Below are 19,460 nucleotides of genomic sequence, written 5' to 3' on the forward strand. Positions count from 1 at the left end.
CGATGAAAACATTTAAGCACATACAACTGTTCTCAAAAATGTTATGGTGGCGGATCAACCATGACCGTTTAACGACATCATCTGCAGGGTTAGCTTATACCACGATACTCGCACTGGTACCGTTGATTACGGTAATCTTTTCTTTACTGTCTGCTTTTCCAATGTTTAGTGAAGTGAGTCGATCATTAAAGCAGTTAATTTATAGTAATTTAGTACCAACAGCCAGTGACACTATCCAAAACTATCTGGAACAGTTTATTGCCAATACAAAGAAAATGACTGTGGTTGGGATAATTGGACTAATTGTCACATCGTTATTATTGATCAATTCAATTAACACAGCTCTCAATCATATTTGGAAAACAAAACGCAAACGCTCATTAATTTATAATATAACCATTTATTGGACGATATTAACCTTAGGCCCTATTTTGGCTGGCAGTAGCGTAGCGATAAGTTCATATATTTTTTCGTTAAAATGGATTTCTACAGCGATAACCAGTAACCTACTAATTAGCATTTTACCATTTCTTATTTCTGTTATTGGTTTTTGGTTACTTTATAGTATTATTCCTACCGAATCTGTCCCTTTTAAAGAGTCATTTATTGGCGCAATCGTCGCTGCAGTCTTATTTGAAATAGGAAAGCGAGCATTTTCACTTTATGTTAGCTCTTTTCCTACCTATCAATTGATTTATGGTGTGGTATCTTCGATACCTATTATGTTGGTTTGGATTTACTGTTCATGGTGTATTGTGCTATTTGGTGCAGAGTTTGCCGCGACATTGACTGACTATAACCGCCAACAAAAACAATCTATTGAAAATCAGTCTCAAGTGGAATAATAAAATCTATGATTGCCTTAATACAACGCGTTACGCAAGCCAGTGTTACTGTTGATAAACAAATTATTGGACAAATCAACCATGGCCTACTTATTTTATTAGGTGTTGAGCAAGGTGATGATCAACAAAAAGCCACTCGATTATGTGAAAAAGTTCTAGGCTATCGTATTTTCAGCGATAGTGAGGGAAAAATGAATTTGAATGTTCAGCAAGCTAAAGGTGAGGTATTAGTTGTTTCTCAATTTACACTTGCTGCTGATACCCAAAAGGGAATGCGACCTAGTTTTACTAAGGGAGCAAAACCCGACGAAGCCAATAAACTCTATCAATTTTTTGTCGAGCAATGTAAAAAACAAATTAATACCCAAACTGGGCAATTTGCTGCCAATATGCAAGTATCATTGATTAATGATGGTCCGGTTACTTTTTGGTTACAGACTTAAAATATTATTCATGCCTCAACAAATAGATTAACTAAAAAGTGAATTATTTTACCGTAAAAGACGAATAAACAATTTCAGTAAAATTATTATTTATCACCTTTATAATCATCTTAAATTTTTTAACATATCTATTGCTGATGCTTGAGGGGATAAACCTAATTTATTTAGCTTAGTAAGATAATATTGTTTTACATCTTCCCAATAGTAGTAAGGATAATGTTCAGTTTTGACAGGAAGATGCACTTCCTGCTCATTTAACAGAATCTTTACCAGTATCGGTTGATCTACTTTTTTACTTTTATAAAAAATCCATTGCATATTTGCCATCATAGGAATAATTTTATCTGCCTGCCAAACCAAAGGATATTGTACTATCGGATTTGCAACTGTTGCAGTCCCTTCTATTTCAAGTAAAGTCGCCAAAGGCGATACGGTTTCGGCATGGGCAAAACGCAAATTAGCGTCAATATTATTATTCTTTATAGCAAAATCTGCTGTATTTAACATATCCCATAGTAAAGGTGCAGCTATTTTAATCTGAATACCATTTGCATCAAAGGCTGGACCTATTTGTAGATAATTTTTTACAGTAACGATATTATTAAATTGTGTTTTTTCATCTTCATGAAAAAATGAATTAAGATCCACATGATTTTCTGCTAATAATTGTGGAGAAAAAGCGAGTAATTCTTGATACAACTGATAAACTGCAATAACAAAATCCATTGATTTTATGGATGAATTTTCATTAATTTCAAGACCTTTATCTAAATATTTTTGGATAAACTCATCACTAAAAATTCGGTGTAAAAAATGGTACCCCATCTCCCATGAATCTGGCATATTTTCAATCAATTTTATTGCATTTTTCACTTTTTTACTTTGTTTAAATTCCTCATAAGCGGGGGAATACTCGAAAAAACGCAATAATGTTTGTTGATCTTCTTGCTGTTGCGTGACGTTGATTTGAGGATATTTTGAATGAAAAGCTTCAACAAAAATGTTTGCTGTCTCTTTGGCTCTGGGTGAACTTGAAGAGATAACCTCAATTTTCTGACCTTTAAAAACAGAAGGATAATTATTCAACATCCGCTGACTGATTAAACGAATATTTTGTCGTCCCAGATCGGTTAGAGCGCCATAATGGCCTTTATTCAATTGTGTAATACGGCTAATTTGGTCAAGCAAATCTTTACCAAGATGCGTCAACTGACCCTTATTTTCAGCGATTAATAAAGTTTGGTAGGCAATATCTTCATATTTTGATTTGCTAATATAACGCGATCCATGCCGCCCAACATGATCAATATAAAAAGCATCGTAACCATCAGGCGCTGGTGTGTATGTGTATTTCGAATCAAAATGATATGCAGTTTTAGATCCTGCCGCTATTTGCTGTTCGGCAAATCCCATACAAGAAAAGGCAAATAAACACAGAGCACAAATTTTTTTGGCATAATCCATAAAAATACTCCTGACAATTAAATATCTATTTACCAAACTTCTCAGTAAAAAATTAACTTATATAACACAATAAACGTTTAATTATAATGTAGCCAAATTGAATGTTTCAGATAGTATTGTGATCAGTCGAATTAAATCATTTAATTTTTATTCTACCTATTATAAATGGCAAGGTCAAAAAACAGATTATTATTTTAAGTCATCTCTTTTTAATTTTTGTAAAAAGGATTATCTTATTACCCATTAAAAATAACCTTTGCTTAATTGATAAAAAAACTAATGAAATTATATGGATTTACTGGTACTAAAATTTGTTGTGCTTTCATTTCGGCATGTATAACAACCCCTTATAACCTCACTCGCTTTTTTAAAGACCTTATTGCAGGCATTACAGTTGGTATTATTGCAATTCCGCTAGCAATGGCACTAGCTATTGCCAGTGGTGTACCGCCTCAACATGGACTTTATACGGCAATTATTGCAGGATTAGTCATTGCATTAACAGGCGGATCGCGTTATAGCGTTTCGGGTCCAACTGCTGCTTTCGTTGTTATTTTATATCCAGTTTCGTTACAATATGGATTAGCTGGATTATTAGTAGCGACACTATTATCCGGTTTTTTTCTAATTTTAATGGGCGTTGTAAGATTAGGTCGATTAATTGAATATATTCCTCTACCCGTGGTTTTAGGTTTTACATCTGGTATTGCAATTACTATTGCCACCATGCAGATCAAAGATTTTTTTGGCTTAACACTCGAACACATGCCCGAAAATTACATTACAAAGGTCATTGAATTAGCAAAAACATTACCCACTATCAACATAGCCGATACCCTAGTTGGAATCGTGACATTAATTGTCTTAATTGTCTGGCCAAAATTTCGAGTAAAAATATCAGGCCATTTACCTGCCTTAATTGCTGGTATTGCAGTTATGTTTATTTTTAAACAATTTGGTTATCAAATTGAAACCATCGGTTCTCGATTCACTTATACGTTAGCCGACAATAGTATTGGTCATGGCATTCCATCGGTGTTACCTGAATTCATTTTGCCATGGCAATATACGGATTTTAATTTAGACTGGTCTACGCTCTCCGCGCTGCTCCCCATTTCACTCACTATGGCGATGTTATGTGCTATTGAATCACTGCTTTGCGCTGTAGTATTAGATGAAATGACTCATACCAAACATCATTCCAATAGTGAATTGATCGGTCAAGGGTTGGGAAATATCATTGCGCCATTTTTTGGTGGAATTTCAGCAACAGCAGCTATCGCACGTTCTGCCGCCAATGTCAAAGCGGGTGCGACATCCCCTGTTGCTGCAATGCTACATTCAATCATTGTTTTATTAGCACTTATCTGCTTTGCTCCACTTTTATCTTATATCCCGCTTTCAGCAATGGCAGCATTATTATTAATCGTGGCGTGGAATATGAGCGCAGTACAACGCGTAATTTATATCATTAAACGCGCACCTAAAGATGATATTTTGATTATGCTTATTTGTATGTCTTTAACCGTATTATTTGATATGGTGATTGCTATAACACTTGGCATAGTCTTAGCTTCAATTCTATTTATGCGTCGCATTGCACATATGACACGTTTGGTTGAAATCAATCGAACCAATGAAAAAACATTAGTTCTCCGCATTAATGGACCACTATTTTTTGCCGCTGCTGAGCGCACCTTTTCGGAAATTTACCAGAAAATAAATGGCTATGAGCATATTGTATTACAATGGGATGCGGTGCCTATTCTTGATGCTGGTGGATTAAATGCATTAATTCATTTTATTGATGAATTACCAAAACAGGTTGATTTATCAATTTGTGAATTACAATTTCAGCCGCTAAAAACAATAGCGAGAGCTAAAATTGTACCTGTTCCAAATAAATTGATGTTTTTCTCAACACTTGATGAAGCACTGAAAGATAAAGAATAATTTTATATTTAGTTTTATTATATTAACGCTATAAAAAACACAACAAAACTCAACCCTAATCATTGTTGTGTATATTGTATTAAACTGTAATAGCTTATCTTTTTTCGTCAATCGTTATTGGCAAAATTATTGATAGGCATATACCCAACAACATAAATTAATCATGACAATATAGGAAATGCATATGATAACTGATTTAAACAATATTAATAATCTCAAACAAAAATCAAACTGGTTTATTTTAGTTGGTATAATTTTAATCGTGTTAGGATGTTTAGCACTAGGTTATCAATTCGTCGCAACTGTCTTTTCAGTGTATTTTATTGGAACATTAATTTTAATTGCAGGTATTGCTCAAGCAGTACACTCTTTTAATATTAAAGGTTTTGGACAATCAGCGTTATGGGCTGTAATGGGCGTTTTATATATTTTTATTGGTTTAATGTCATTTTTCCAACCTATCGCTGTATCATCAGCGTTAACATTAGTGGTTTCTATTCTACTGATTATGAGTGGCTTTACTCAAATCTTTGCGGCAATGAACAACCGCTATTTACCACGCTGGGGATGGGTTTTAACCTCAGGAATCATCACATTAATTTTAGGATTTATGATACTTGCAGGTTGGCCATATAACAGCCTTTGGGTATTAGGCATGTTTTTAGGTATTGATCTTATATTCCAAGGTTGGGCATATGTAGCAATTGGTTTTGCACTTAAAAATCGATAGTTTAAACGCAAAAGTTGCTCACTAACTTAGTGTATAAATTATGTGAGCAACAACTTTCACTACAATGATGTCACACCTTAAAATTGATGTTTAACAAATACAACCAAATAACTATTTGTAATTTTTATTCGTTTTTGCTTTGACTTCTTTCATGGATTGTAAAATTCGATGATAGTTATCAAGCCTTGAAGGGGCTATTTTTTTATCAATAACTGCTTGTTGCAATAAACAACCTGGTGTTGTTAAATGATCACAATCACGAAATTGGCATCCCCCTAAATAATCCGCAAATTCTTTGAAACCATTTATAACCTGCTCAGGCTCTAAATGCCACAAACCAAACTCACGAATACCTGGAGAATCAATAATGTCGCCACCATTAGGCAGATGATATAACCTCGTTGACGTGGTGGTATGTTGACCAAGCCCAGATATTTCTGAAACATCGCCTGTGAGTGCAAATTGCGATTGATGAGGTAATAATAAGTTAATAATACTTGATTTTCCCACCCCTGACTGCCCAACTAAAATAGATACCTTATTTTGTAAGGTCTGTTGTAACGCTATAATGCCCTGCTGATCTTGACAAGAAACAAAAAGCACCTGATAACCAATTTGGCGATATATGGCTAATTGACTTTCAACGTCTTTACGTTGTGAATCAGTAAGCAAATCAATCTTGTTTAACACAATAATTGGCGTGATGTCTGTTGCCTCACAAGCAACTAAATAGCGATCAATAATATTAAGCGATAATTCAGGCAAAACAGCTGAGATAATGACGATTTGATCGACATTCGCAGCGACCGGCTTAACACCATCATAAAAATCAGGACGAACCAACTCTGAATGGCGAGGGTAAACGGCCTCGATAATACCATTGGTATTTGGCTCTAAACTTTCACGCCAAACCACTTTATCGCCAGTCACCAATGAAGGTAAAGTTCGACGAATACTACATCGACAAATTTTACCTAAACTATCCTCCACATCCGCAGACTTACCAAAACGGCTAACAACCACACCATCACTTGGTGACGTGAAGTTGGCTAAGTTTTCATCTGACTTTATGGCTAAACGTTGTTGATGTTTCGCAGCCATGCGTCTTTTTTGATTTTGAGATAATTGATTTTTTGCCACAGTCAATAATTTTTACTAAAACAGTTTGACAGTTATGCTACACTAGTCAGCATTAAAAAGAAAATTTCTATGACATATTATGACTACATCATCACAAGTTAACAGTAATAATCTTATCTGGATTGACCTTGAAATGACAGGTCTGAATCCCACTGTTGATCGCATCATCGAAATCGCCACAATTGTGACTGATTCAGATCTCAACATTGTTGCTGAAGGTCCTGTTATTGCCGTACATCAATCCGATGAACAACTGGCGCTGATGGACGATTGGAACAAAAATACCCATGGAAAATCAGGTTTAATTGAACGCGTTCGTCAAAGTCAAATCAATGAACAGCAAGCAGAACAACAAACCATCGAATTTTTAAAACAATGGGTACCAGAAAACTGCTCCCCCATTTGTGGCAATACTATTGCACAAGATCGTCGTTTTTTATTTAATTACATGCCTAATTTAGAACGTTACTTTCATTATCGTTATTTAGATGTCAGCACTATTAAAGAGTTAGCCAAACGTTGGAAACCTGAGATATTAAAAGGAATAAGTAAACAAAGTACACACCAAGCGCTTGATGATATACGCGACTCAATTGCTGAACTTACTTATTATCGTAAGTATTTTTTTAATGTAACCCAATAATTAGACATGTTGGATAATTGTTATGCAAATTCTATATAATGTCCTGTTATATATTATCCAACCATTAATATGGATAAAATTACTGTGGCGTAGCCGTAAAGCACCAGCTTATCGCAAACGTTGGTTAGAACGCTATGGTTTTTGTAAACACAAAGTCAAACCAAATGGCATTTTAGTTCATGCCGTATCTGTTGGTGAAACCATTGCCGCCATTCCGCTAGTAAAAGCGTTACAGCAGCGATATCCCGATTTACCTATTACTGTTACTACAATGACGCCAACGGGTTCAGAACAAGTAAAATCATTATTAAAAGATAGTGTCAGCCATGTCTATTTGCCTTACGATCTACCTTGTGCATTACATCGATTTCTTAAAATCGTATCACCTAAATTGGTGATTATTATGGAAACAGAACTTTGGCCCAATTTGATATCCCAGTGCTATAAACGCCATATCCCAGTGATTATTGCCAATGCTAGGTTGTCAGAGCGATCGGCTAAAAGGTATGCTAAGTTAGGAAAAACGATTAGCCACTTATTGGCTAAAATTAGTACTGTCGCGGTACAAAATCACCAAGATGGCGAGCGTTTTATATCGCTAGGCTTGCCAAAAGAACATTTGTCCATCACCGGCAGTATCAAGTTTGATATCAACTTAACAAATCAACAGCAACAACAAATAATCGCATTAAAACAACAATGGCAATTAAATCGACCGGTATTAATTGCAGCAAGTACACATACTGGTGAAGATGAAATTATCTTATCTGCTTTTAAACTATTACTGCAAAAACACGCTAATCTTTTATTAATTTTAGTACCCCGTCATCCTGAACGTTTTAATACTGTTGAAAAGTTAATTAATGATGAAGGTTTTAATTACATCAAACGCAGTAATCAACAAATACCAACGCCCCAAACACAAATAATTTTAGGCGATACAATGGGAGAGTTAATGGTGCTTTATGGTATTGCCGATATTGCCGTAGTTGGAGGTAGTTTCGTCAAACACGGTGGACATAATCCATTAGAACCCGCTTTACACCATATTCCTATTATCAGCGGAGAGCACTATTTTAATTTCAACGTTATTTGTGAACAGCTCATTGCTGATAATGCAATGATTATTAGTGATAGTTCAGCCAATAAATTGGCTTTATTCGTTGATAATTTATTAACTAACCCAACTCACTGCAAGCAAATTGGCGAAAAAGCACACTATGTGTTAAAACAAAATCAAGGTGCTTTAGCTAAGTTACTTGCTATTATTAACCATTATCTTTGTTAATCGAAGGGTGATTTGTGGATAAAAAACAAGGCTTATTATTAGTGAATCTAGGCACACCTAGCAAATTAACACCAGATGCAATAAAACAATATTTAACAGAGTTTTTATTGGACAAGCATGTGGTCGATTTGCCTTATTTGTTATGGTATCCCATTTTAAAATATCTAATATTACCCAAACGTGTTCCCTATATTATAAATCACTATAAAAAAATATGGGTCAATAACTGCTCGCCTTTACTCCACTACAGTCAATTATTATGTGACAAGTTACAACATGAGCTACCAGAAACTTACTGCGAGCTGGCAATGACTTATGCTCAACCCGATATGCAGTCGGCACTCAATAATCTTAAATCATGCAATAAAATTACTGTATTACCCTTGTTCCCACAATACTCTACCACGACAACGCTTGCAGTATTGGATAAATTAAAACAGATGATTAAACGTGATAGTCATTTTAATAATATTAACTATATTCGCGATTATGCTGACAATCCATGTTATATTCACGCGCTTTATACACAAATTGAACAGGCAATTTTAAAAAATGGAAAGCCGGAAGTATTACTACTTTCTTATCATGGTATTCCTGAACGTTACCGCAAAAGACGTCAAGAAGATTATATTGAGCGTTGTCAACTCACTACCGAATTATTGATAAAAAAATGTCATCAAAGTGGTCTTGATTTATCAATTCAGATGGCTTATCAATCGAAATTTGGTAAAGGAAAATGGGTCGAACCTAACACCAGTGATATCCTACAAAATCTAGCGAATACTGGTATCAAACATGTACAAGTCATGTGCCCTGGCTTTTCCGCTGATTGTATTGAAACCCTATACGAAATCGATGATGAAAATCGGCAAATATTTCTACAATCTGGTGGTAAACAATTCTATTATATTCCAGCACTAAATGATTCTCGTTTACATATTGAATTAATAAAAAGTTTGGTTAATTGTGATAAAACCTATCCTTTAACCTAAATTAGTCGACATAATGTTAAACATTAATCATAACCACTAATCAAAAGGCTAATCACTTAAAACGCATATATGCTTCAATTATAAATTCGAAATTGATTACAATTAATGCGAAATAATGAGCGGCCAACAATATTTGATTTAACGTGTGGTAGGATAATAAATATCAATATTATTAGCAGTAAGGAAAAATAGATGAAAATAATTATTATCGGTGCTCAAGCAGCTGGAGCAAGTGCCGCAGCAAAAGCTAAAAGAATCAATCCCGAGGCAACTATCCGTATTTATGAAAAATCCGATATCGTATCGTTTGGTGCTTGTGGTTTACCCTACTTTATTGGTGATCACTTTAGTGATGCCAACGAAATGATATCACGAACACCCCAACAGTTCGAAAAAGACGGTATTGACATAAAAATTCTTCATGAAGTTGTTGCAATAGATACTCTATCTAAAAAATTGAAGATAAAAGATCTGACTAATGGACACTGTTTTGAAGACACTTACGACAAATTACTTTTAGCGGTGGGTGCAAGTCCAATCATTCCACCATTTTCAAATGATAAACTCAAAAATATTTTTACACTTCGTGATCTCTATGATGGTCAAGCAATTAAAAAAACGCTAAATGATGCTCAAGTTAACAATATTATTGTGGTTGGAGCTGGTTATATTGGACTAGAATTGGTCGAATCACTTGTTGCATTAAACAAAAAAGTTAAGTTGATTCAATTGGATGATAGAGTATTAGTTGATGCATTCGATGCGCAAATTACCGATATCATAGCTGAAAATATCAAGCAATATTGCGATTTACATTTACAAGAAAAAGTACTAGGTTTTGGTGGACAAGATAAAGTCACCCACGTGATAACCGATAAAGACCAGTACCCAGCCGATATGGTTATTATTGCAACAGGTGTAAAACCCAATAGCAGCATTTATAACAATTTAGGGATTAGTACCTTAAAAAATGGTGCAATTATTACTGATGCGTTAGGCCAAACCAATATTTGTGACATCTATGCAGCAGGCGATTGTGCCGCACTTTATCACAAGGTTAGCCATGATATGGTCTATATTCCATTAGCGACCGGAGCAAATAAACTTGGCAAAGTTGTAGGTGAAAATTTAGCCGGCGGACACTGTCAATTTCCTGGAACCTTAGGTACATCAGCATTAAAAGTGTTTGATATTGAAGCTGGTCGAACAGGTATTACAGAAAATGATGCTAAAAAAGCAGCCATTGCCTATAAAACCGTTGTAGTAAAAGATAAAAACCATAGCAACTACGTTGCTGGGCAAACCAGCATAACCGCTAAACTAATTTATCATGCCGAAACTCGTATTATTTTAGGTGGACAAATTGCCGGGGGGGTTGGAGCAGCGTTAAGAGTCAATGTGTTAGCAACAGCAATATGGGCAAAAATGACCATTGATGAATTAACTATGTTGGATTTTTTATATGCTCCTCCTTTTTCTAGGCCATGGGATGTTTTAAATATCGCAGGATCCATCGCAAAATAGCGAATACATAATCAATCAGGGTTATCGAACAACTATATTGCAAATTAGCGATTAATATTCAATTAAAGTAAACACAATACTGAAATATACCCATTGATAGATTAATTAAATCAGAAATTTATTTTATAACCGATATATTTACATTTTTTATTTGATAATTAAATTTATCAGCAAAGGCGAGGTTCAACTATGTCAGATGCCATTTTTCAAGGAACTTTTTTTGAAAAGTTCTTATCCATAACTCATTACCAAACCTTAATTGGAATTGGACTTTTACTTGTCTGCTTTTTTGCTGTAATGAGGCCATTACAAAACCGAAAAGTCAATTTTTCGATTCGTATGTTAGTCGGATTAATACTTGGCGCAGTACTTGGTTTAGGCATCCAAGCTGCTGCTGGATTTCCTGATACATCAAGTGTTTGGATGCAAGAAACAGCAACATGGTATGGTCTTTTTGGGCGTGCATTTATTGCCTTTATTCGTATGCTAGTTATTCCACTCATCTTTGTATCCATCGTTAAAGTCATCATTGATTTCTCCGGAAAAGACAATCTACCTCAGATTGCTTTTAGAGGTATCTTTTGGTTACTCTTTACTACGGCTATCGCTTGTTTGGTGGGTATTATACTTGCCAACCTATTTTCCCTCGGTGAAATGAGCAAAGCATCAGAACTTCAAGCTCAAGCAAAACAATATACCAATATAATTGATACGTTTATCAACCTAATACCCAGTAACATTATCGCCTCAATGGTTAAAGAAAATATTGTTGGTTTAGTCATCTTTTCTGCTTTGATGGGACTTGCTGCCAATCGAATGGAAAAGAAAAATCCTAAACCAATCGAACTATTTAAAACATTTATCGAAGCGCTATACAAAATTGTCATGTCAATTGCTATGACAGTAATAAAATACATGCCTTACGCGGTAATAGCTTTACTTGCCCGTACCATCATTTCGAATGGTATACCGGCTATTATTCAAGTTTCCAGTTTTGTCGTTGCCATTTATGTTGCGACCTTAATTATGCTAATTGTGCATATTGCTATTGTATTAACGCATGGTATATCACCAATAACATTTATCAAAAAAGCGTTGGGTACATGGCTATTAGCCTTTACCAGCCGGTCATCTGTTGGCACATTACCTATGACAATTTCTACATTAACTGTCAGAATGGGGGTTAATACCGGTACAGCTAATTTAGTCTGCTCGCTTGGTAGTACAATGGGGATGAACGGCTGTGCTGGCTTCTTTCCAGCATTACTCGCAGTCATGGTTGCACATATGGTTGGTATTGATACTAATATTCAATTTTATATTATGTTAGTGATTGTCGTTGTGATTGGTTCAATCGGTATTGCGGGTATTCCTGGTACCGCAACCGTTGCGGCAACTGTCGTATTATCTGGAATGGGCATGGCTGAGTATTTTCCGTTGATTGGTATGGTCCTTGCTGTTGATCCAATTATTGATATGGCCAGAACTTTAGCCAATGTATCTGGCGCAATGACCGCGGCGATTGCCACTGATCGTGAAGTAGGTTTGATGGACTTGAACGTATATAATGATCCTAATGTGACACTTGAAAATGAATCAACAGATGCCTAATTAGGTTGCTATTATTAAATAGTAAGCTAAATGTCAGCTGAGATAAACACAATCAATATTTTAACAAATTACACTAATGGTAAAGTGGAGTAGATTACAAATAATCATTTAGATTGAAAATCTACAAATTGTGTACATCTCAATTAATAAATTCAAAATAAAAAAGGTGCGAAATGCACCTTTCTTATAATCGATTAATGACAGTAAAAACATTAAAGCGTTTTAAGCCAAGCTTTTACATCATTACCTAAACTTTTGTGACGCATTGCGTATTGCACAAAAGTTTGAACATAACCTAATTTATTACCGCAATCATGGCTACGACCTTTTATACAATAAGCATCAACCGGATCTTCTTCTAGTAACATTGCAATAGCGTCGGTTAATTGAATTTCACCACCAGCTCCTAAAGGCGTTTTAGCAAGTAATGGCCAGATTTTTTCAGATAATACATATCGTCCGACAACTGATTGATTAGAAGGCGCAGCGTCAATGGTCGGTTTTTCAACTACACTATACATCTGAGCAGTATTGCCTGCTAATAGCGCTTCACCACGGCAATCGACAATACCATAAGAAGAGACTAACTCTTTTGGCACTGGTTCGACCATGATTTGACTACGTTTGGTTTCTTGATAGTTACTAATCATCGCTGCTAAATTGTCTGTGCTAAGATCACTATCATATTCATCAATAATTACATCCGGTAACACGACCGCAAATGGCTCATCGCCAACTAAAGGGTAAGCGCATAATACTGCATGACCAAGCCCTTTAGCTAAGCCTTGACGAACACTGGTTATCGTCACATTTTTTGGCAAAATACCTTGCACTTCTTGGAGTAATTGACGTTTAACTCGGGCTTCTAGCATAGCTTCTAATTCAAAACTTGTATCAAAATGATTTTCGATAGAATTTTTTGATGAGTGCGTTACAAAAATAATTTCTGTGATTCCAGCGGCTATACACTCTTTAACGACATATTGAATAAGCGGTCTATCCACAACAGGCAGCATTTCTTTAGGGATGGCTTTAGTCGCAGGCAACATGCGAGTACCCAGCCCTGCAACAGGGATAACGGCTTTTTTTACTTTTCCATTTACTGATGGTTCAAAATTTAGTGTCATTTTATTTCCTTAAAAACAAATTAACTGACAACGCTGTTATAGCTGTAATTACTATAACGTCCATTAACAAAGGTATTTTTGATTGGTATAAACTTTAGCATACAAGTAATCAAAATACTCTAATAAATTATTGCTACAAAATTCGGTATTAGATAAGCCAATTTGGTTTTAGATTGTAATACAAAATCAGCCAGAACGGTATTAGATATCAATAAAACATCTTAGATTAATCTAAAAATATTAAACAAAATTAGCAATAGGTTATTTCAGCTTAACAAGCAATAAACAACACTATCGTATATCTTAAATAAGAATAAATCGCCATTAGATGCTAGCGAAAAAATCCAACCACAACCAATAAGGGAATTAGATGACCAATATAAAGCAAAAGTGCGACTGAATTTCACAAAAATTATCCAAATACAATAGTATAAGATCAACCAAGCAAAACCTATTACCAGGCGATTAACGAATATCGCAATGAATTTTGTTCTCTCATATAATGCCTATTTATTTATCGATATCTCATTAGACTCAATTAATAAAGGGTTATCTTTATCTTTGGCTAAAGAATCAATAGCAATATAAACAATTTGGCAATTTTGTAAAACTGCTTGTCTAACAACAAATTTTGCTTTGCGATCGCGTTCTTGTTTTTGTGCAGGGCTAATATAAAGATCATCGTAACCGTCATCATACAAGGTAGCCCTATCTAATAAACTTTGTGTTCGCCAAAAAGTTTCCTTAGGATAATCACGTGTAAAAATCTGATCGGTTAGCTTGCCTTTTATACCTGCATAACTTGAAGATAAATGCTTACTAGCACGACTTTGAGCGATATAAATTGATTGGTAACTTTTTTTATTGGAAGGAAGTAAATTTAACGAAAACTCAACGCCTGCGCGAGTTGAGTATTGGCAATTATGCATAACTGAGGGTGCAGTTCGAAAATTTAATGAACCACACCCAACAAGTAAAAAAAACACGACGAAAATAATAAGACGCTTCATTTTTACTTAAGTATATTCACAAAATAACCGTTTTCACATTTACCTTGCAAATAGACTACTTTGTCTTATTTACATTTTATCGCTAACTTTTTCAGCAGTATTTGAAATAGCTTTACCGCCAGATTGCACATCTTTACCTACACCATTTACTGTATTACATCCAGTAACTAATGTTGTCATTACAAGACCGAACACAATAATTAACATTTTTTGCAACATTTGATACTCCTTTCATTATTTACATTGTTATTTTAGTGTAGCAAATGCTTCTGCCACACGATGAATGTTATGGTGATTTAACCCAGCCACACACATTCTTCCGCTGCCCACCAAATAAACAGCAAAGTTATCTTTTAATTGTGTAACTTGATTTTGGGTAAATCCAGTGTAACTAAACATACCACGTTGTTTAACTAAATAATCAAAATTACGGTCTAACGATTTGTTTTTTAATAATTCAACTAAGGTTGATCGCATTGTCACAATACGATTACGCATTGATGCCACTTCTTTGAACCATAACGCTTTAAGATCATTATTATTTAAAACATAAGACACAAGATGTGCGCCATAAGCTGCTGGACTTGAATAATTACGACGAACGGTCGCTTGAAGTTGCCCAAGCACATGACTTGCGACTTGGCTATTATCACATAAAACCGACAAACCACCAACTCGCTCACCATAAAGGGAAAATGTTTTAGAAAAAGAGTTACTGATAAGTCCACACAATCCTACTTCTGCGGCCTTTCGAAGCGCATATGCATCATCGTCAATATTTTCACCAAAGCCTTGATAAGCAATATCCATAAAAGGGATTAAATCTCGATTTTTTAAAACTGCTATGACTTTATCCCATTGATCGTGCGTTAAATCAGCACCTGTTGGGTTATGGCAGCAAGGATGCAGTAAAACAATGCTTTTAGCCGGTAATTGGTCTAAAGATTGAAGCATAGCATCAAATTTTACGCCACAGGTTTTATCATCGAAATAAGGGTATTGATTGACCTTAAAACCTGCCCCACTAAAAATGGCAATATGATTTTCCCAAGTAGGATCACTTACCCAAACCTGAGAATCTGGAAAATAGCGATATAAGAAATCGGCACCAATTTTTAATGCACCCGATCCACCTAGTGTTTGAATAGTTGCAATTCGCTTATCTTTATAAGCGCTGTGATTTTCACCAAAAAGCAAAACTTGAATAGCTTGACAATAAGCAGGCAATCCACTCATCGGTAAATAAAGTTGCGCACCTTGATTATGCTGATAGATATAATCGCGAGCAGCTTTAATACATGATAATTGTGGGACGACACTGTTTTCATCATAATAGTAGCCAATACTTAAATTGGTCTTGTTTTCTCTATTATCATTATTAAATTCTGCGACCAAAGATAAAATTGGATCGCCCGCATACGAATCGATTTTTTCAAACATATTGACTACCTACTAACACAATCAACACTGACTAATAGTTGTAGATTATTACATCAACTTAATTGTCAATCAATCACTAAATAAAAGTTTAACAACAAATAATTAGAGTGATATTTACTGAGTAAATAAAGGCAAAATATATTATTTTTAAACTATAAAAATAGACCAATCTATACGCAATTAGCTCAATCTATTAGTTATAGTTTATTTATCGTAAGCATTAGCACTTTATGGTGCTAACAGAATATGTCACGCCTATTTAACAGCAATCACTTCAATTTCTACTTTTGCATCTTTAGGTATTTTAGCTACTTGTACACAAGAGCGTGCCGGAAATGCCGCATTGTTCTCAGTAAAAAATGACTCATAAATAGCATTCACTGCGGCAAAATCATTCATATCTGCTAAAAATATAGTTGTCTTGACAATATTATTGATCTGATAACCCGCAACTGTCACAATTGCTTTAACATTAGCTAAACTTTGTTTGGTTTGTTCCTCAATAGACGTTGCCATTTGACCAGTAACAGGATCGAGTGGAATTTGCCCAGATGCAAATAACATATTACCTAAATCAACCCCTTGAACATATGGACCAATTGCAGCAGGCGCTTTATCGGTACTAATCACTTTTTTTACCATGTTTGATTTCCTCCTTTTTCATCTTGTCTGGTTAATCATTCATCTCAATACATTCATTTATATTGTCTATTGCCATTTCAACAGTAACCTAATTTACTGTCAAGTTTGTACTTGATTATGATCGTGGGACTTCTGACAAATTTCTGCTATGATAAACATAATTTTTTTATTTATTGAGAGTTAACATGTTTGAGAATTTAACCGACCGTTTATCACAGACATTTCGCAATATCAGTGGGCGTGGGCGTCTGTCTGAAGATAATATTAAAGAAGCACTACGTGATGTGCGCATGGCATTACTTGAGGCCGATGTTGCTTTGCCTGTTGTTCGTGAGTTTATAAATCAAGTTAAACAAAAAGCTGTCGGCTTAGATGTTAGTAAAAGTCTAACACCAGGCCAAGAGTTTATCAAAATAGTCCAAGATGAACTCACTAGTGCCATGGGTGAAGTCAATAGCTCACTGAATTTGGCAACCCAACCCCCAGCTGTGATTTTAATGGCGGGTTTACAAGGTGCAGGTAAAACGACCAGCGTCGCGAAATTAGCGAAGTTTTTAAAAGAAAAACAGAAAAAGAAAGTACTCGTCGTTTCTGCCGATGTCTATCGTCCTGCTGCGATTAAACAATTAGAAACCTTAGCTAAAGCGATTGATGTTGAATTTTTTCCTTCCGATATTAACGAAAAACCAGTCAATATTGTTAATAAAGCAATTAACCATGCTAAATTACAATTCTTTGATGTGCTGATTGTCGATACCGCAGGCCGTTTACATGTCGATAATGACATGATGGACGAAATCAAAGCACTACATCAAGCAATTAATCCAATTGAAACCCTATTTGTGGTTGATGCGATGACGGGTCAAGATGCCGCTAATACAGCTAAAGCTTTTGATGAGGCTCTGCCGTTAACCGGTGTTATTTTAACCAAAGTCGATGGTGACGCACGTGGCGGTGCTGCGTTATCAATTCGGCATATTACAGGTAAACCAATTAAATTCTTAGGCATGGGTGAAAAAACTGATGCTTTAGAACCATTTTATCCTGACCGTATTGCCTCTCGAATTTTAGGCATGGGCGATGTGATTTCTCTGATTGAAGAGTTACAAAGCAATGTCGATCGAGAAAAAGCAGAAAAAATTGCTAAAAAACTCAAAAAGGGGGACAAATTCGATTTTAACGACTTCCAAGATCAACTCAAGCAGATGCGTAATATGGGTGGAATGGGCGCCATGTTGGCTAAACTACCGGGTGTTGGTCAATTACCAGACCATATCAAAGCTCAAATGGATGACAAAATTACAATTAAAATGGAAGCCATTATTGGATCGATGACACTAAAAGAACGCGCCAATCCTGAAATTATTAAAGGATCGCGTAAACGTCGTATTGCTAATGGTTCGGGTACGCAAGTGCAAGATGTTAACAAACTATTAAAACAGTTTGAAGATATGCAAAAAATGATGAAGAAGATGAAAGGCGGCGGCATGATGAAAATGATGCGCCAAATGAAAGGACTTATGGGCGGGGGAATGGGCTTACCAAGACGCTAATGCGCAATTATTGCAATATATAATTGCGTCTAACCTATTCAATTTTCTAATCTAAACAACACATCGCACCCAATATTAGTTTTGCGATGTGTTTTCTGAGTTAATGACTGGCTTGATCGATTTAATCTTAGCCGGTCGATTCATCGCCAATACGGTTCCTATTGATGAGATAATAATTAACCCAATAGCAAACCATTGATAATGAGTTAATTGCTCATGCAACACTATCAAACCTGAAAATGCTGCAAATACTGGCGATAAACTCATTAGCGTACTAAATGTTTGAGCCGGTAACCTTGGTAGTGCAACCATATCTAAGGCATAAGGTATAGCCGACGCTAATAAAGAAACGACAAAAACTAACGGTAATAAGTCTATCGAAAACATAGCACTGCCACTTTGCCACACACCAATTGGAAATAGTAAAAATGACGCAATAATAGATCCAATTGCAACACTTGATGAACCGTGAATAGCACCTGATTGACGCCCAAAGAGTATATAACATGCCCAACATGCACCGGCGGATAATGCCAACAAAATACCCATCGGATCTAAATCATTGGATGCTTGATGAATCGGTAATAACATCGCTAACCCGACAACCGCAATGGCTAACCAGACAAAATCAGTCAAACGACGGCCAGAAAACATCGCTACCATAATAGGACCGGTTAATTCAATGGCAACAGCAATACCTAACGGAATACGAGCAATAGCATTATAAAAGCTCAAATTCATACAGCCCATTGCAACACCATAGCAAAAAATATATTTGAAAGCTTGTTTGGTTATTGGTTTACGCCAAGGCTTGAAGATAATCGATAACATAACTGATGAAAAAGTCAGTCGCCAAGCGGTCATCCCTTCTGGACCAAGTACAGGGAACAAGTATTTCGCCATAGATGCACTACCTTGAACCGAAATCATCGAAATAAATATTAAAAAAACAGGCCAAGTACGGTTAAACATAAAGTATTACTCTGACAAAATTTGACAATGATTATTCAAATAGTGAATATCAAACAGTTTAAAGAAAACGATGCTGCTCAGCA

General features: G+C 35.5%; 18 protein-coding genes. 10 read left to right on the forward strand and 8 right to left on the reverse strand.

Going from position 1 to position 19,460, the window contains the following annotated elements; genetic code table 11:
- Positions 1-2 precede the first annotated feature (2 nt).
- The gene (locus J3U56_RS08760; RefSeq protein WP_267334164.1) at positions 3-845 is read left to right on the forward strand and encodes a virulence factor BrkB family protein; all 843 of its coding nucleotides are present in this window, start codon (positions 3-5) and stop codon (positions 843-845) included.
- An 8-nt stretch (positions 846-853) separates the two neighbouring features.
- Positions 854-1,288 carry a D-aminoacyl-tRNA deacylase gene (dtd, locus tag J3U56_RS08765; RefSeq protein ID WP_267334163.1) on the forward strand — a complete coding sequence of 145 codons (435 nt, stop codon included), beginning with the start codon at positions 854-856 and terminating at the stop codon, positions 1,286-1,288.
- A 105-nt stretch (positions 1,289-1,393) separates the two neighbouring features.
- Here the strand turns inward: dtd and J3U56_RS08770 are convergent, their stop codons facing one another.
- On the reverse strand, positions 1,394-2,752 hold the full coding sequence (locus J3U56_RS08770; RefSeq protein ID WP_267367384.1) for a histidine-type phosphatase: 1,359 nt from the start codon (positions 2,750-2,752) through the stop codon (positions 1,394-1,396).
- A gap of 279 nt (positions 2,753-3,031) precedes the next feature.
- Between J3U56_RS08770 and dauA the strand changes: the two genes are divergently transcribed.
- Positions 3,032-4,705 (forward strand): C4-dicarboxylic acid transporter DauA, encoded by a 1,674-nt coding sequence (gene dauA, locus J3U56_RS08775; protein WP_267334161.1) that lies wholly within the window; start codon positions 3,032-3,034, stop codon positions 4,703-4,705.
- 184 nt (positions 4,706-4,889) lie between these two features.
- A complete protein-coding gene (locus J3U56_RS08780; protein ID WP_267334160.1) occupies positions 4,890-5,435 on the forward strand; it encodes an HdeD family acid-resistance protein in 546 nt (181 codons plus the stop codon).
- Positions 5,436-5,546: 111 nt separating this feature from the next.
- Here J3U56_RS08780 and rsgA read toward each other — a convergent pair whose 3' ends face one another.
- Complete coding sequence (rsgA, locus tag J3U56_RS08785; protein ID WP_267344547.1) at positions 5,547-6,575, reverse strand: small ribosomal subunit biogenesis GTPase RsgA; 1,029 nt, start codon at positions 6,573-6,575, stop codon at positions 5,547-5,549.
- 79 nt (positions 6,576-6,654) lie between these two features.
- On the opposite strand from rsgA, the gene orn reads away from it, so the two are divergent.
- The 5 genes from orn (at position 6,655) to J3U56_RS08810 (ending at position 12,633) form a co-directional block, all read left to right on the forward strand.
- The gene (gene orn, locus J3U56_RS08790; RefSeq protein ID WP_267334158.1) at positions 6,655-7,218 is read left to right on the forward strand and encodes an oligoribonuclease; all 564 of its coding nucleotides are present in this window, start codon (positions 6,655-6,657) and stop codon (positions 7,216-7,218) included.
- Between the two features lie 22 nt (positions 7,219-7,240).
- Positions 7,241-8,506 carry a lipid IV(A) 3-deoxy-D-manno-octulosonic acid transferase gene (gene waaA / locus J3U56_RS08795; RefSeq protein WP_267334157.1) on the forward strand — a complete coding sequence of 422 codons (1,266 nt, stop codon included), beginning with the start codon at positions 7,241-7,243 and terminating at the stop codon, positions 8,504-8,506.
- A gap of 14 nt (positions 8,507-8,520) precedes the next feature.
- Positions 8,521-9,498 carry a ferrochelatase gene (gene hemH / locus J3U56_RS08800; protein ID WP_267367386.1) on the forward strand — a complete coding sequence of 326 codons (978 nt, stop codon included), beginning with the start codon at positions 8,521-8,523 and terminating at the stop codon, positions 9,496-9,498.
- A 192-nt stretch (positions 9,499-9,690) separates the two neighbouring features.
- Complete coding sequence (locus J3U56_RS08805) at positions 9,691-11,022, forward strand: CoA-disulfide reductase (protein ID WP_267348881.1); 1,332 nt, start codon at positions 9,691-9,693, stop codon at positions 11,020-11,022.
- Between the two features lie 189 nt (positions 11,023-11,211).
- Positions 11,212-12,633: a cation:dicarboxylate symporter family transporter gene (locus J3U56_RS08810; RefSeq protein ID WP_267367388.1), complete on the forward strand. Its 1,422-nt coding sequence runs from the start codon at positions 11,212-11,214 to the stop codon at positions 12,631-12,633.
- Positions 12,634-12,845: 212 nt separating this feature from the next.
- Here J3U56_RS08810 and galU read toward each other — a convergent pair whose 3' ends face one another.
- The 5 genes from galU to J3U56_RS08835 all read right to left on the reverse strand — a co-directional run bounded on the left by galU (position 12,846) and on the right by J3U56_RS08835 (position 16,852).
- Positions 12,846-13,760, reverse strand: coding sequence for a UTP--glucose-1-phosphate uridylyltransferase GalU (galU, locus tag J3U56_RS08815; RefSeq protein WP_267367391.1), 915 nt, complete (start codon positions 13,758-13,760; stop codon positions 12,846-12,848).
- A gap of 506 nt (positions 13,761-14,266) precedes the next feature.
- Complete coding sequence (locus J3U56_RS08820; RefSeq protein ID WP_267334152.1) at positions 14,267-14,770, reverse strand: hypothetical protein; 504 nt, start codon at positions 14,768-14,770, stop codon at positions 14,267-14,269.
- 69 nt (positions 14,771-14,839) lie between these two features.
- Positions 14,840-14,989, reverse strand: a complete 150-nt coding sequence (locus J3U56_RS08825) for an entericidin A/B family lipoprotein (protein WP_081297505.1) — start codon at positions 14,987-14,989, stop codon at positions 14,840-14,842.
- Between the two features lie 27 nt (positions 14,990-15,016).
- Positions 15,017-16,210 carry an aromatic amino acid transaminase gene (locus J3U56_RS08830; RefSeq protein ID WP_267344542.1) on the reverse strand — a complete coding sequence of 398 codons (1,194 nt, stop codon included), beginning with the start codon at positions 16,208-16,210 and terminating at the stop codon, positions 15,017-15,019.
- Positions 16,211-16,465: 255 nt separating this feature from the next.
- A complete protein-coding gene (locus J3U56_RS08835; RefSeq protein ID WP_267367393.1) occupies positions 16,466-16,852 on the reverse strand; it encodes a RidA family protein in 387 nt (128 codons plus the stop codon).
- 185 nt (positions 16,853-17,037) lie between these two features.
- Here J3U56_RS08835 and ffh point away from each other — a divergent pair, with 185 nt between their 5' ends.
- Positions 17,038-18,405, forward strand: a complete 1,368-nt coding sequence (gene ffh / locus J3U56_RS08840) for a signal recognition particle protein (RefSeq protein ID WP_267348883.1) — start codon at positions 17,038-17,040, stop codon at positions 18,403-18,405.
- 75 nt (positions 18,406-18,480) lie between these two features.
- Here ffh and J3U56_RS08845 read toward each other — a convergent pair whose 3' ends face one another.
- The gene (locus J3U56_RS08845) at positions 18,481-19,377 is read right to left on the reverse strand and encodes an EamA family transporter (protein WP_267334148.1); all 897 of its coding nucleotides are present in this window, start codon (positions 19,375-19,377) and stop codon (positions 18,481-18,483) included.
- Positions 19,378-19,460 lie beyond the last annotated feature (83 nt).

It is taken from the genome of Gilliamella sp. B2824, assembly GCF_026536245.1.
GTDB lineage: Bacteria > Pseudomonadota > Gammaproteobacteria > Enterobacterales > Orbaceae > Gilliamella.

Excerpts from the sequence above, each read along its gene's own strand:
- waaA (WP_267334157.1), top strand. The coding sequence starts at position 7,241 with ATGCAAATTCTATATAATGTCCTGTTATATATTATCCAACCATTAATA.
- orn (WP_267334158.1), top strand. The coding sequence starts at position 6,655 with ATGACTACATCATCACAAGTTAACAGTAATAATCTTATCTGGATTGAC.
- J3U56_RS08835 (WP_267367393.1), bottom strand. The coding sequence starts at position 16,852 with ATGGTAAAAAAAGTGATTAGTACCGATAAAGCGCCTGCTGCAATTGGT.
- J3U56_RS08845 (WP_267334148.1), bottom strand. The coding sequence starts at position 19,377 with ATGTTTAACCGTACTTGGCCTGTTTTTTTAATATTTATTTCGATGATT.
- dtd (WP_267334163.1), top strand. The coding sequence starts at position 854 with ATGATTGCCTTAATACAACGCGTTACGCAAGCCAGTGTTACTGTTGAT.
- J3U56_RS08820 (WP_267334152.1), bottom strand. The coding sequence starts at position 14,770 with ATGAAGCGTCTTATTATTTTCGTCGTGTTTTTTTTACTTGTTGGGTGT.
- galU (WP_267367391.1), bottom strand. The coding sequence starts at position 13,760 with ATGACACTAAATTTTGAACCATCAGTAAATGGAAAAGTAAAAAAAGCC.
- dauA (WP_267334161.1), top strand. The coding sequence starts at position 3,032 with ATGAAATTATATGGATTTACTGGTACTAAAATTTGTTGTGCTTTCATT.
- ffh (WP_267348883.1), top strand. The coding sequence starts at position 17,038 with ATGTTTGAGAATTTAACCGACCGTTTATCACAGACATTTCGCAATATC.
- J3U56_RS08810 (WP_267367388.1), top strand. The coding sequence starts at position 11,212 with ATGTCAGATGCCATTTTTCAAGGAACTTTTTTTGAAAAGTTCTTATCC.
- J3U56_RS08805 (WP_267348881.1), top strand. The coding sequence starts at position 9,691 with ATGAAAATAATTATTATCGGTGCTCAAGCAGCTGGAGCAAGTGCCGCA.
- J3U56_RS08825 (WP_081297505.1), bottom strand. The coding sequence starts at position 14,989 with ATGTTGCAAAAAATGTTAATTATTGTGTTCGGTCTTGTAATGACAACA.
- J3U56_RS08770 (WP_267367384.1), bottom strand. The coding sequence starts at position 2,752 with ATGGATTATGCCAAAAAAATTTGTGCTCTGTGTTTATTTGCCTTTTCT.
- J3U56_RS08830 (WP_267344542.1), bottom strand. The coding sequence starts at position 16,210 with ATGTTTGAAAAAATCGATTCGTATGCGGGCGATCCAATTTTATCTTTG.
- J3U56_RS08760 (WP_267334164.1), top strand. The coding sequence starts at position 3 with ATGAAAACATTTAAGCACATACAACTGTTCTCAAAAATGTTATGGTGG.
- J3U56_RS08780 (WP_267334160.1), top strand. The coding sequence starts at position 4,890 with ATGATAACTGATTTAAACAATATTAATAATCTCAAACAAAAATCAAAC.